Here is a 13,046-nt window from a genome sequence, read left to right on the forward strand (position 1 = left end):
GTCTGGCCGGGCCAGAAATGTTTCAGTGTTCGGCAAGCCAAGTGTCGTAGAAGCTTGGACGGCCGACGGATTCAAAGGCAATGCCGCGGACATAAGGCGCGCTGGCAAAGACTTGCGGCTCTTCGAAGATCGGGATGACATAAGCCTGGTCGAGCAGATATGCCTGCGCCGCCTTAGAGGCGGCAAAGCGTTGGGCGCTATCGGTTCCCGACGCAACGCTTTCCAGGAGTCCGTTCAGCTTGGCATCGACGAAGGTCGCCTTGGCGTTGAGGCCGCCCTTCTGCAGCAATGCATCGCGGTTCAGCGGGTAGAACTGGCTTTTGATCACATCGGGATCGGCGCGGCCGACTTCGGCAACCACCAGCGGCGTTTTATCGGGATTGACGGTGTCGACGACGACATTGCCCGAGGTGCCGGCCAGCACTTGCAGCTTGACACCGACCTTTGCCCACTGCTGCGCCACGAGCTGCAGCACAGCCTTGTTCTGCGGCTGCGGCAGGGATTCGTAGACGGCCAGCGTCAGTGGCTTGCCGTCCTTCTGGCGAACGCCGTCTCCCCCCTTCGCCCAACCAGCCTCATCGAGAAGTTTCTCCGACAGCGCCGGTTCGTAGGATAGCTTATCCGACAGATCCTCATAGGCCGCGGCGGATGACGAAATCACGGATTTGGCAGCCGGATAGTTGGCAGAAAACAGGGTCTCGACGATCTCCTTATTGTTGGTCGCATGCAGAAGCGCCTGGCGCACCCGCACGTCGGCCACCAGCGGGTTCTCCGGTCGGAAGGCAATGCTGTCGTTGACGCCGCGGGTCGGCGCGGCATAGATCGGGAAGCTCTGGTCGCTGACCTGCTTTTCGTCATAGGCTTGCAATTGGCGGATGAAATCCGCTTGCCCTGACAGCAGCGCGCCGATGCGAACGCTGTCTTCGCCGGTAATCACGTATTTGATGCCATCGAGATAGGCGCGCCCCTGATGTACGAGCTTCTGAGGACCCCAGTTGTAATCGCCGCGTGCCGTCAGCGTCAGATCCTTGCCGATGGTCTCGGCTGCGACCGTGAAGGGGCCGGAACCGATGATTTTCGTGGCGTCGCCGAGTTGCTCGAAGGGCAGGCCTAGCGTCTTCAACGACACCAACCCGGAGCCGATCACAGAGGTCCCCTGCAGGAAGCCGGGCGCCGGCTTCTTGAAGACAAATTTTACCGTTTGCGGGTCGATAACTTCGCTGTGGTCATAATTGTTGATAACTTCGGAAACCGGCTGCTTCAGTGCCTTGTTGCCATGTCCAAAAGTATCGAAGTTCCTGGCCACCGCGTCGGCATCGAGCGGCGTGCCGTCGGAGAAGGTCACGCCCTTGCGCAACTTGAAGACATATTCGGTGGCATCGGTGTTTACAGTCCAGGAATCGGCTATCCACGGCTCCATCCCCAGCGTCTTTGGGTTCTGGTAGGTCAGCTTGTCAGTGATCTGGTTGAGGATGCCGCCGTTCGGGTAGAAGCCGCCGGCCGGCGGATAGAGATTGGTGTGGGCCTGCTGCTCGAGATAGACCAGCGTGCCACCTTGTACCGGTTTCTCCGCATCCGCCGAAAAGGCAGTCGATGACAGCAGCGATGCGATGCCGGCGAATGTTGCGGCCATGAAGGTAGTCTTGTTGCGCATGGGAGAGCCCTTGATGTGAATTCCTTTCAAGGGTACGGCATGCGGCTGCAGGCGCAATATTCTCTATTAAATTAGTGTGCTATTTTTGTCGGTATATGCAAAACAACCGACGCGTAAGATCGTCTTTCCTTGCAACTTGTCTCCGATCCCATCCGCCGACCCTGTCTCGCGGCTCGTCCGGTATACAACTGCGACATCGGGCAACTTGCGCGTGGCATTGTCGCAGCTGCGCCGTGAATGCGGCACGCGGCCTACACATCAGTTGGCCTATCCCACCGCTCGGGATGTCCGCTGCCGTCGGCACAGCTATTCTCGAAAAATTATTCCTGTTGAGGCAGCCGAATGAGAGAAATCTGCGTCCCGCATCGGGGTGCCTTCTCTTACGATTGCGATAAGACAATTTTTTTCTTCAAATCAAAACAAAAGGCAGCCCCAGATGATGTCGACGATAAGAGCTACATTCTTGGGAGTTGCAGTCGCCGTCGGCATGATCGCCGGGCCTGCAGGGGCGGCCCAGCTTTCAGAGATCCGCATCGACTGGGCTACCTACAATCCGGTAAGCCTGCTTCTTAAGAAGGAGGGCTTGCTGGAAAAGGAGTTCAAGAATGACGGCATCAAGATCACCTGGGTGCAGTCGGCCGGATCCAACAAGGCGTTGGAATTCCTTAATGCGAGCTCGATCGATTTCGGCTCGACAGCCGGCGCCGCGGCGCTGATTGCCCGTTTCAACGGCAATCCGGTCAAATCGATATATGTTTTTTCGCGGCCCGAGTGGACGGCTCTGGTCACCCGTGCAGACAGCCCGATCAAGTCTGTAGCCGACCTCAGGGGCAAATCCATCGCAGTCACGCGTGGCACCGATCCACACATATTCCTCGTGCGCGCGCTGGCAGATGCCGGGTTGACAGAAAAGGATGTCAAGCTTGTGCTGCTGCAACATGCCGACGGTAAGCTCGCCCTATTGCGTGGCGATGTTGACGCCTGGGCGGGCCTCGACCCCCTGATGGCATCGGCCGAGGTCGAAGAGGGCGCGAAGCTTTTTTTCCGCAAGCCCCAGAACAATACCTGGGGCGTGCTGAACACCACGGAGACGTTCGCTGCAGAGCATCCAGACATCGTGAAGCGCGTGATTGCGGTCTACGAGCAGGCACGCCAAGATGCCCTGAAGCACCCTGAAGCGCTCAAGGCGGCGCTGGTCGAGGCAGCGAAGCTACCGGAAAACGTGATCGACAAGCAACTCGAGCGCACCGACCTCACCAAGCCGACCATCGGTACAGCCCAGAGGGAAACCGTTATCGCGGCTGGAAAGGCATTACAGAAGGCCGGCGTCATACAGGCAGGGGCGGATGTCGAGAAGGTGGCAGGTGAACTGATCGATACGGACTTTGCCGTGACAGATACTCGGTAGGGTTACGGTTCACTCCATGACGGATGCAGCCGAAGTCAGGCAGACCATCGATAGGCAAGCCGCGAGCGCCCGCAAACGACGGGCGCTCGCGGCTTTTTCCGTACGCATTGCCAAGGCAATTATCATTCCCGCTGGTCTACTCATTTTCTGGGAAGTGGCTGTCGATCTCGGCTGGATGGGTGGACGGTTGATGCCGCCGCCGTCGATGGTGATGAATACACTCTGGGCACTGCTGCAGAGTGGCGAGTTGCTGACACATGTGTGGATCACGACGCTTCGCGTTCTGCTGGGGTTCTGTATCGGAACCGTGGCCGGCACCATTGCCGGCGCGCTGACGGGCTATTTTCCGCTGGCTCGCCAGTTGCTCGATCCGACCCTGCAGGCACTAAGGGCAATACCCTCAGTCGCCTGGGTGCCCTTGTTCATCCTTTGGCTCGGTATCTTCGAGACATCAAAAATCGCGCTGATTGCCGTCGGCGTGTTCTTTCCTGTCTATCTTGGCTTTTCCGGCGCGCTGCAGTCGGTCGATCGCAAGATCGTCGAGGTCGGCCGCATCTTTCGGCTGTCAGGTTTTGCGATGGTCGGGCGCATTTTGCTGCCAGCGGTGTTTCCTGCCTACGTGATTGCGTTGCGGGCTGGTCTTGGACTTGGCTGGATGTTCGTTGTCGCCGCAGAGTTCATGGGCGCTTCCGAAGGGCTTGGCTACCTGCTCGTCGACGGCCAGCAATTGGGGAAACCGGCGCAGATCATGGCGGCCATCGTCTGTTTTGCAATTATCGGCAAGGCAACCGACAGCTTGCTGGTCTTGGCCACCGCCCCTTTGCTTCGCTGGCAGGACACCTTCAACCGGGGGCAGAGCTGATGTTGTCGTTGCAGGGTCTTTCAAAAACATTCGCCGGCGGCGTGCATGCTCTTGAGGGAGTTTCACTGCGGGTGAGACCCGGCGAGATCGTCGCCGTGATCGGCGGCTCTGGCTGCGGCAAGAGCACGCTGCTGCGTCTCGTTAGCGGCCTTGATCATCCAAGCCGTGGCCGTGTGATGCTGGGCGCAGAAACGATTTTGGAACCGCACCCACGCATCAATCTGATTTTCCAGGAGCCGAGGCTGCTGCCGTGGTTGACGGTGGCGGGCAATGTGGGCTTTGGATTGCCGAAACAAACCGCTATCAACCGGGTTGGCCTTGTGAATGGGGCGCTGGAGAAGGTCGGCCTCTCATCCTATGCGGCGCGGTGGCCGAAGGAGCTTTCGGGTGGTCAAGCGCAACGTGTGGCGATTGCGCGTGCCTTGGTGACCCGCCCAAAAGTCCTGCTTCTCGATGAGCCGTTTTCGGCCTTGGATGCATTTACCCGTGTAGATCTGCAAGACCATCTTCTCGATATCTGGGATGATACGCGGCCGACGCTGATCCTCGTTACTCACGACATCGAGGAGGCAGTAGCGTTGGCAGACCGGGTCGTTGTCATGCGCCCACGTCCTGGTCAGATACTCGATGAGGTTGCGATCCAGCTACCAAGAAAGCGAGACAGGACAGCCCCCGCCTTTGAAGCTAAAAGACGCAAAATTCTGGCGCTTCTGAATATGTCGTTACAATCATCTGCAGCGTGTCAGATGACCGCAAGTCGATCGTGATCAGTGTGTTACCAGTCAGACGTCGCCGACGTCACCGAACCGGGCACATCGGCAGTTCGGCCACTGACCTGCGACGGCGGGTGCGTGACTTCATACCTTCAAGCAGCTGATAACCGCCGCTCCATCGACCAAAGCCGCTGGCCGTGTTGATGTGTCCGGCGTTACCGATATTCTTTATCTCTGCGCCCCAGCAACGGCCGACCAGCGTCAGGCGGTCGAGCGACATGTAGCGGTCGTTGAGGCTGCCAACGACTTTAGTGGGAAAAGGCAATTGCCCCATCGGCATGTCGCCGAAGAGGACTTTCCCAGGGTGAAGAGTGTGCGTCGGCTCTAGATCACAGGGCGCGACGAGCAGCGCGGCCTTGACCTGTCTGGCGGCAGCTGTCCCTGCGAGGTTAGCGGCGAGCAGGCAGCCAAGGCTGTGGGCAACGATATAGGCCTCGCCGACGGCATCGAGCGTCTCCTCCAAACGCAGCATCCAATCACTGAGCCTTGGATTGTTGAAATCATCCTGAACGACGCATAGGCTGTCAGGCTGGTCCCGCAACCAGTGCTGCTGCCAGTGTGCCTCGTCCGATCCGAATAGCCCCGGCAAGATTAGGACTGCGGTCATGACCTGATTTTCTCCCTCAAGAGGATTCTGGGACGCAAACAATCCCCAGTCCTGCTCGTTGAGCTTCCCTCAGACCAGTCCCGCGACAAATGCGAACAGGAACAGGAATGCGAAGACGACAGCCCCCGTCTCAGCGCAGCGCGCTAAGCTGTGCCTCAGATCGATCGGCTGAATAAGCTGCAAATGCCGGGTGTATCCAACGACATAGCTCATATATGGGCCTCAATACCACGGTGCAGGGCTGAATCCCCAATAGTACATCTCGTATTCACTGGTCGGGCTCTCGCGCTCGTGCTCTGGAAAGACCTCACGGGTGCGCAATTTCTGCCGCTGTCCACGCTCGAAAAGAGTGGCGAGACGCAATGTCAAATTTCCAAAAAATTTTTGCTTCATGCTGATCTCCTTCTGCCTATTGAGCAATTGAATGATCCTAGCGTGGACGCGGTATCTGCGGCTTGCGGGTGCCAGATACAGCCCGGTCGGTCGCCACATACCAATATTGTCGATAGAGTTAGTAGATTGAAGAAATGAAAGCCTAACCTTGAACCCGAGCCCGAAAAATTCGCCTGCGCGCACTGTCTTCGACGCAACGCTTCCCTATCCGCATCAATTCAGAGAAGCCGCCCTTCGACAATTCGGCGCTGCGCCAACTGGTCTATGCCATCGACAGGGAGGGCATAACACAAGGTATTCTCGACGGCCTCGACAAGGGCGCGTCGCTGACCGCCGGAGCCGCCAAACTACCAAAATTACACCTGACGACTGGCGCGTTCTTCGACCAACGCGTTGCTGAAGCTATGCTGCAGGAACTAGGTTTCGATGTCGATATGGTTCAGGTCGACACCCCCACCTTCCTGCAGCTTATCAAGAAAGGAGCCGGCAGATGGCTCCACCCTCTCAATCAGCACGTCCTCGCGCCTACCAGGACGACGACGCCCTCTCTTCATCATTCCACTCCGGCAGCAGCTGGCTCTTACTCAGAGGACAAGCTCCGTCTCGCCACTAGCAAAAAGTCTCGGACTGGATCGCCAAGGACATCCCCACTGTGCCGCTTTACCAGATGGTGGCAATCTACGGCGCAGCGAAGCTCTTAAATTTCAAACCGACGCCGAACGAGAGCTTCTCTATCAAACCGCATAAGTGGCGATGGTTGATTGGCTTTTAGCGGGCTTGAAGCGCTCGCGCGCCAATGTGTGCAAGCATTATAGTCAATGAAAAATAATTCGAGCTCACGGCTGACCAAGTGTCGAAGATCACCTCCGGCAGCACAAAAAGAGAAAAAAACTCTACGAAGTACTCTATTAAAAATATATACTAACTATGCATTTGGAAAGCGGCCTATTAGATTCTCGTTCAGTAAAACGAGCAGCCGGAGCCGCCATGTCGCGTTCAATTCGCTTCAATGCCTTTGATATGAACTGCGTCGGACATCAGTCTCCCGGCTTATGGAAACACCCGCGTGATAGGTCCTGGAAATACAAAGACTTAGATTACTGGCAGGACTTGGCTAGAACACTTGAGCGAGGAATCTTCGATGGCATCTTTATTGCCGACGTGATCGGTTATTATGACGTTTATAAGGGTTCGAACTATCACGCCATTGAGCAGGCGGCACAGATTCCAGTCAACGATCCTCTGCAGTTGGCGGCACCCATCGCGCTTGCGACCGAACACCTGGGCATCGGCATCACCGCATCGACATCGTTCGAACATCCCTACACCTTCGCGCGCCGCCTCGCGACGGCCGATCACCACACCAAGGGGCGCATTGGCTGGAACATCGTGACCTCGTATCTTGAAAGCGGTGCGAAGAATATTGGCCAGCTTGGTCTGAAGGGGCATGACAACCGCTATGAAATCGCTGCCGAATATGTTGAGGTCCTATACAAGCTGTTCGAGGGCAGCTGGGAGGAAGGCGCGGTCCAGCGCGATGCGGTTCGCGGCATCTTCACCGACCCCAGCAAGGTGCACGAGATTGGCCACAAAGGCAAATACTTCGATGTCCCGGGCTATCATCTGAGCGAGCCCTCGCCGCAGCGTACGCCCGTCCTGTACCAGGCTGGCGCCTCAGGGCCGGGCAAGGCTTTCGCCGCAGCACACGCGGAATGCGTCTTCGTTGGCGCGCCGACCAAATCATTGCTCAAAGCCCATGTCGCCGAGATCCGCCAGCGGGCTGCCGATGCCGGTCGCGATCCACGCAAGGTACTGATCTACAATCTCTCAACGCTGATCATCGACGAGACGGACGAGAAGGCACGAAAGCGCTTCGAGGAATACCAGGCCCATAGCTCTTATGACGGTTCGCTGGTGTTCATGTCAGGCTGGAGCGGCATCGATTTTGGCCAGTACGCGCCGACCGATGCCTTGAAGAAGGTCGAAACCAATGCGATCGTTTCGATGGTCGAGCATTTCGCCGGCAAGGACAAGGCGTGGACGGTCGAGGAACTCGCCCGCTGGGGCGGCATCGGCGGTGTTGGGCCAGTCTTCGTGGGTTCGCCGTCGACTATCGCCGACATCCTGCAGGAGTGGTCGGAGGAGACCGATGTCGATGGCTACAATCTTGCCTACGCGGTAACGCCCGAAAGCTTCGAGCAGGCCGTCGATCTGCTCGTACCGGAATTGCAGAAGCGCGGGGTCTATCCAACCGCCTACCGGCCGGGAACGTTGCGCGAAAAACTGTTCGGTGAAGGTCCATATCTTGCCAAATCCCATCCCGCAGACGCCTATCGCGACATCGAGGCTTTCAAGCGTCGCCAGACTGAGCGGGCGGCAACGCAACAGCTTAGAACTGCGGGCTTGTAATGCCGGCGCTTCTGGAACTGCATCACGTCTCACTTTCCTTCAAGGGCGTTACTGCGATCAGCGCCCTCAGCTTCTCGGTGCAGCCGGGGGAAATTTGCGCCCTGATCGGGCCGAACGGCGCAGGTAAAAGTTCGCTGCTAAACGTGATCAACGGAGTCTATCGTGCCGATTCAGGCGACGTCGTCTTTGACGGCCTGCGCTTCGAGGCAATTCGGCCGCAAAAGGCCGCGTGTATTGGCATCGGGCGAACCTTTCAGCATAATGCTCTATTCCGTAGGCTTTCGGTCCGCGAGAACGTGTTGGCCGGTCTTTCACGGCATGGCAAGGCAAGTTTTGCCGAGAACATCCTACGCATCGGGCGCGATCGGGAGGAGCGGCGGACATTCCTTGCCCGCGCCGAAAGGATACTAGCTTTCCTCGGCCTTGAGCGGCATGCCGAGACCATCGTCTCAACCCTGCCCTACGGCTTGCAGAAGCGGGTCGACCTTGGTCGCGCCCTCGTTGCTGACCCCAAACTTCTTCTCCTCGACGAGCCGATGGCCGGCATGAACCAAGAGGAAAAGCATGAGATGAGCAGGATCATTGCGGAGGTCAACCGGACCTTCGGGACGACTGTCGTGCTGATCGAGCACGATGTCGGCATCGTGCTCGACCTTGCACATCATGTCGTCGTCCTCGACTACGGCCGCAAGATCGCCGACGGCCTTCCTGCTGAAGTGCGCGCCGATCCAGACGTCATCGCGGCCTATCTCGGCACGGTTCATTGAGGAGAGCCCATGTCCTTTTTCTTTGAAACCTTGGTCACCGGACTGTTTGCGGGGCTAATGTACGCGCTCGTAGCCATCGGTTTCGTGCTGATTTACAAGGCCTCCGGCGTCTTCAATTATGCCCAGGGATCGATGGTGTTCCTCGCCGCCCTTGCCTTTGTCACGCTCGTCGAACACGGAGTAAATTTCTGGATCGCATTCGTGCTGACCGTCGCGCTGATGATAGCTGCGGCTGTCCTGATAGAGGCGACGGTTCTGCGACCCTTGCGCAACCGTGATCCGTTGACGTTGTTCATGGCAACGCTTGGTCTGAGCTTCGTGGTTGACGGCGCATCGCAGTTCTTTCTGGGCACCGACGTCCATATGCTCGACATCGGTGTCGAGGATATCGCCGAGAGTTACGGCGGCATCCTCATCAGCCAGTTTGACATCGTCGCGTCGTTCATCGTCGTTGCACTGGTGGCAGTGCTGGCCTTGGTGTTCAACAAGACCCGCATGGGCATCTCGCTGCGGGCTGTCGCCGACGATACGCTGGCTGCGCAATCGATCGGCATCCGCCTGCCCGCTATCTGGCGGATCGTCTGGAGCGTTGCAGGAATCGTCGCCCTTGTCGCCGGCTTACTTTGGGGCGCACGCCAAGGGGTTCAGTATTCGCTGTCCCTCATTACGCTAAAGGCGCTACCAGTACTTATTATCGGCGGCTTTTCCTCAATCCCGGGGGCCATTGCCGGCGGTCTGATCGTCGGCGCCAGCGAGGCGCTAGCCGACATCTACATAGGCCCGCTAGTCAACGGCAGCGTCTCCACCTGGTTCGCCTACATTCTCGCCATCGCCTTCCTCCTAGTACGGCCCTCAGGGCTGTTCGGCGAACGCGAAATCGAAAGGGTGTGATGATGACCGCATTTCAATATACTAGCCTTCCCACCAGTGGGCGTATTGCGCCCAATGCGCGATACCTCCTGATCGCCGCCGGCCTAGCCGTCGTTTTCGGACTCATACCGGCAATCGCCAATGACTATTGGTTGAGTTCCATCATCATCCCGACGGTCGTCATGGGACTTGCCGGCATCGGCCTCAATCTTCTTCAGGGCTATACAGGGCTGGTGTCGCTTGGCTCTGCCGCCTTCATGGCCATCGGCGCCTTTTCCGCGTACAATTTCATCCTGAGAGTTCCTGGCATGCCGCTGCCAGTCGTCCTCTTGCTGTCGGGGCTCGCTGCTGCCCTTGCCGGCGTCGTCTTCGGCCTGCCGGCGTTGCGCATCAAGGGTTTCTATCTCAGCGCTTCAACGCTCGGTGCACAGTTCCTTTTCGAATGGCTGTTCAGCAACTTCAGCTGGTTCTCCAACGACAGTCAGTCGCTGACCATTTCGGCGCCGCGTCTGACCCTGTTTAACTACGACCTGCAAACGCCGCTGGGCCGTTATTTGCTGGCCACCGGTGTCACGTGCCTGCTGATCGTCCTCGCCCTGCTCATCGTGCGGAGCCGGCTAGGGCGCGAATGGATGGCGATCCGCGACATGGAAACGGCGGCATCGGTGCTCGGGATCAGGGTTGCGCGACGCAAGCTGCAAGCCTATGCCATCAGTTCCTTCTTCCTCGGCATCACCGGCGTGCTCTGGGCATTCGCCTATCTCGGCACGTCGGACGCCCACACCTTCAGTCTCGACAAGTCCTTCCAGATCCTGTTCATCGTCCTGATCGGAGGCGTTGCGACCATCTTCGGCAACTTCCTCGGCGCCGCCTTCATTGTCCTGACGCCGATCCTGCTCGATCGCGTCGTTCTGGCAGCCCACCTGTCCTTCCTCGGTGACCAAGGCGCCCTGACAAACCTGCAGCGCATCGTCTTTGGCGTCATCATCATCGTCCTGCTGATCAAGGAGCCTGACGGCCTGGCGGCGCTCATTCGCCGCGCGGTCGATATGTTTCGGACAAGACGGTCCGAATGAAGCGGATTAGCGACAGGCACATTGGCGGTCGCCCGACTAATCGTTCTCTTCCCTATCCTTCAATAACCACATCAAGGGGTTACCATGTCTCTTTTTTCCAAGACAATGGCGCTCGGCGCCACAGCATTGATCGCGTTATCCACTCTTGGCGCAGCTGCACACGCGGAAGAGGGAAGTGGCCAGCAGCTCTTCCCCCTGTTTTCCTACCGCACCGGGCCGTACGCGCCATCCGGCATTCCGCAGTGGGCCGGCTATCGGGATTATTTCAACTATATTAATGCGAAGGGAGGGGTAAACGGCGTCAAGATCTTCGTTCAGGAATGTGAAACGGCGTATACGCTCGAACGCGCATTCGAATGCTACGAGCGCTATAAAAATGGATATGCCGGCGCTCCGGTTGCTGTGCTCTTCACCACATCGAGCGGCTTCGACGCCGCCGTCTCCGACAAGGCCCGCCAAGACAAGCTGCCGATCGTGTCGGTAGCCGGCGGTCGGGGCGATGCCGTCGATGGAAGCGTCTTTCCCTATCAGTTTCCGCTGCTGTTCGACTACTGGACCGAGGCTTCGATCGTCGTCGAGCACATCGCCAATACGGTGGGCGGCTATGACAAGCTGAAGGGACTGAAGATTGCCACCCTTTACCACGACTCGGGTTATGGGCGTGAAACCATCCAGCCCATGGCGATCCTCTCCAAGAAATACGGCTTCGAAAATATCCAGATCCCCGTTCCGGACCCAGGCCAACAGCAGCAGGCGCAGTGGCAGCAGATCAAGCGCGCCGGCGTCGATTGGGTTTTCTTCCGAGCCTGGGGCGTGATGTCGCCGGTTGGCCTGAAGACTGCGGCCCGCGTCGGCTTCCCGGCCGACCACATCATAGGCGATATATGGACCGGATCGGAAGAAGACGCGCGTCCCGCCGGACCAGCCGCCAAAAATTATCTGGCGGTCTCCGTGTTCCCGTCTGGGACAGATTTCAAGGTCAGCCAGGAGATTAAGAAGAACATCATCGATGCCGGCAAGGGAGATCTGAGCGACGGCTCGAAGTTCGGTTCGGTCTATTACAATGCCGGCCTGCTGCAGGCGATCCTCTACACCGAGATACTGCGGACGGGACAAGCCAAGTACGGAAACCGGCCTTTGACTTCAGCCGAAGGGCAGTGGGCCGTTGAACATCTCAACCTGACCGCCGAGCGTATCGAGGAACTCGGTGCCACGGGCCTCATAAGCCCAATCAAGGTGACGCCACAGGATCACGAGGGCAGTCCCGCTGCCAAGATCGTCCAGTGGGACGGCACGAGATGGACGGCAAAAACCGATTGGCTGAAGGGCGATCGACCGCTGTTCAAGGATGCCATCTACGCCAGGGCCGCAGCCTACGCGAAAGAAAAAGGCATCACGCCCCGTCCGTCCGACGCGGTCAACTAACACTAAAAGGATATGTAACATGACCACACAGGCGAAAGGGTTTCTCGAAGTCAAGGAGATAGAGGCCGTCTACGGGCAGGCCGTTCTCGCCGTGCGGGATGTGTCGCTTTCGGTCGGGGAAGGCAAGATAGTTGCCCTCCTCGGCGCGAATGGCGCCGGTAAGACGACAACCCTGAAGGCAATCTCCAATCTCTTGGGCTCCGAGCGCGGTAAGGTAAGTCGTGGCAGCATCAGTTGGCGCGGCCAATCCGTTAGTACGTCGTCAGCTTCAAGGCTGGTGGGCAAAGGACTCGTTCAGGTTCTGGAGGGTCGACATTGCTTCCCGCAACTGACAGTCGAAGAGAACATTCTCGCTGGCGGATTTGTCCGCAAGTCGTCGCGCCGGGCGTTGCTCGACGATCTCGAGCAAATCTACGCTTGGTTCCCGCGTCTTCGCGACAAGCGTCGAACAAAAGCCGGCCTGACCTCGGGCGGCGAGCAGCAGATGGTGGCAATCGGTCGTGCGCTGATGACAAAGCCTAGCCTCGTACTGCTGGACGAACCGTCGATGGGCCTGGCGCCGATTATCGTCCAGGAGATCTTCGAGATCATCCGGACGCTGAACAGACAGTCCGGCGTCAGCTTCCTGCTGGCCGAGCAGAATGCCAATCTCGCGCTCAAATATGCCGACTATGGTTACATCTTGGAAAATGGGCGCATCGCCGTTTCGGGGACTGCAGCTGACTTGCGCGCTCGCGAGGATGTTCATGATTTTTATCTTGGCGGCGCGGCGGCAGTCACAATTAACTGATGGTTCCTTTAG

12 protein-coding genes are annotated in these 13,046 nt (G+C 58.1%); 9 read left to right on the forward strand and 3 right to left on the reverse strand.

From position 1 onward, the window contains the following. Positions 1–22: 22 nt before the first annotated feature. Positions 23–1,654, reverse strand: a complete 1,632-nt coding sequence (locus PR017_RS19635) for a TIGR04028 family ABC transporter substrate-binding protein (RefSeq protein ID WP_111219218.1) — start codon at positions 1,652–1,654, stop codon at positions 23–25. 439 nt (positions 1,655–2,093) lie between these two features. Here PR017_RS19635 and PR017_RS19640 point away from each other — a divergent pair, with 439 nt between their 5' ends. Genes PR017_RS19640 through PR017_RS19650 form a run of 3 tightly spaced genes read left to right on the forward strand, consistent with a single transcriptional unit; the run spans position 2,094 to position 4,691 of the window. Beyond that, complete coding sequence (locus PR017_RS19640) at positions 2,094–3,062, forward strand: aliphatic sulfonate ABC transporter substrate-binding protein (RefSeq protein ID WP_111219224.1); 969 nt, start codon at positions 2,094–2,096, stop codon at positions 3,060–3,062. Positions 3,063–3,078: 16 nt separating this feature from the next. Then, positions 3,079–3,924 carry an ABC transporter permease gene (locus PR017_RS19645; RefSeq protein WP_111219219.1) on the forward strand — a complete coding sequence of 282 codons (846 nt, stop codon included), beginning with the start codon at positions 3,079–3,081 and terminating at the stop codon, positions 3,922–3,924. Further along, a complete protein-coding gene (locus PR017_RS19650; protein ID WP_279619556.1) occupies positions 3,924–4,691 on the forward strand; it encodes an ABC transporter ATP-binding protein in 768 nt (255 codons plus the stop codon). Before PR017_RS19645 ends, PR017_RS19650 begins: the two co-directional genes overlap by 1 nt. A 31-nt stretch (positions 4,692–4,722) precedes the next feature. Here PR017_RS19650 and PR017_RS19655 read toward each other — a convergent pair whose 3' ends face one another. Then, positions 4,723–5,304, reverse strand: a complete 582-nt coding sequence (locus tag PR017_RS19655) for an RBBP9/YdeN family alpha/beta hydrolase (protein ID WP_278333005.1) — start codon at positions 5,302–5,304, stop codon at positions 4,723–4,725. Between the two features lie 222 nt (positions 5,305–5,526). Then, positions 5,527–5,697, reverse strand: coding sequence for a hypothetical protein (locus PR017_RS19660; RefSeq protein ID WP_154677465.1), 171 nt, complete (start codon positions 5,695–5,697; stop codon positions 5,527–5,529). A 987-nt stretch (positions 5,698–6,684) separates the two neighbouring features. Between PR017_RS19660 and PR017_RS19665 the strand changes: the two genes are divergently transcribed. The 6 genes from PR017_RS19665 to PR017_RS19690 all read left to right on the forward strand — a co-directional run bounded on the left by PR017_RS19665 (position 6,685) and on the right by PR017_RS19690 (position 13,034). Continuing rightward, a complete protein-coding gene (locus PR017_RS19665; protein ID WP_111219326.1) occupies positions 6,685–8,106 on the forward strand; it encodes an LLM class flavin-dependent oxidoreductase in 1,422 nt (473 codons plus the stop codon). After that, complete coding sequence (locus tag PR017_RS19670) at positions 8,106–8,873, forward strand: ABC transporter ATP-binding protein (RefSeq protein WP_111219324.1); 768 nt, start codon at positions 8,106–8,108, stop codon at positions 8,871–8,873. The genes PR017_RS19665 and PR017_RS19670 overlap by 1 nt, the downstream gene beginning before the upstream one ends. A gap of 9 nt (positions 8,874–8,882) precedes the next feature. After that, positions 8,883–9,764 carry a branched-chain amino acid ABC transporter permease gene (locus PR017_RS19675; RefSeq protein WP_111219322.1) on the forward strand — a complete coding sequence of 294 codons (882 nt, stop codon included), beginning with the start codon at positions 8,883–8,885 and terminating at the stop codon, positions 9,762–9,764. Further along, positions 9,764–10,819, forward strand: coding sequence for a branched-chain amino acid ABC transporter permease (locus PR017_RS19680; protein ID WP_111219320.1), 1,056 nt, complete (start codon positions 9,764–9,766; stop codon positions 10,817–10,819). The genes PR017_RS19675 and PR017_RS19680 overlap by 1 nt, the downstream gene beginning before the upstream one ends. 84 nt (positions 10,820–10,903) lie before the next feature. Then, the gene (locus PR017_RS19685) at positions 10,904–12,244 is read left to right on the forward strand and encodes an ABC transporter substrate-binding protein (protein ID WP_111219318.1); all 1,341 of its coding nucleotides are present in this window, start codon (positions 10,904–10,906) and stop codon (positions 12,242–12,244) included. 19 nt (positions 12,245–12,263) lie between these two features. Further along, positions 12,264–13,034 carry an ABC transporter ATP-binding protein gene (locus PR017_RS19690; RefSeq protein ID WP_111219316.1) on the forward strand — a complete coding sequence of 257 codons (771 nt, stop codon included), beginning with the start codon at positions 12,264–12,266 and terminating at the stop codon, positions 13,032–13,034. Positions 13,035–13,046 lie beyond the last annotated feature (12 nt).

It is taken from the genome of Rhizobium tumorigenes (assembly GCF_003240565.2).
Lineage (GTDB): Bacteria > Pseudomonadota > Alphaproteobacteria > Rhizobiales > Rhizobiaceae > Rhizobium > Rhizobium tumorigenes.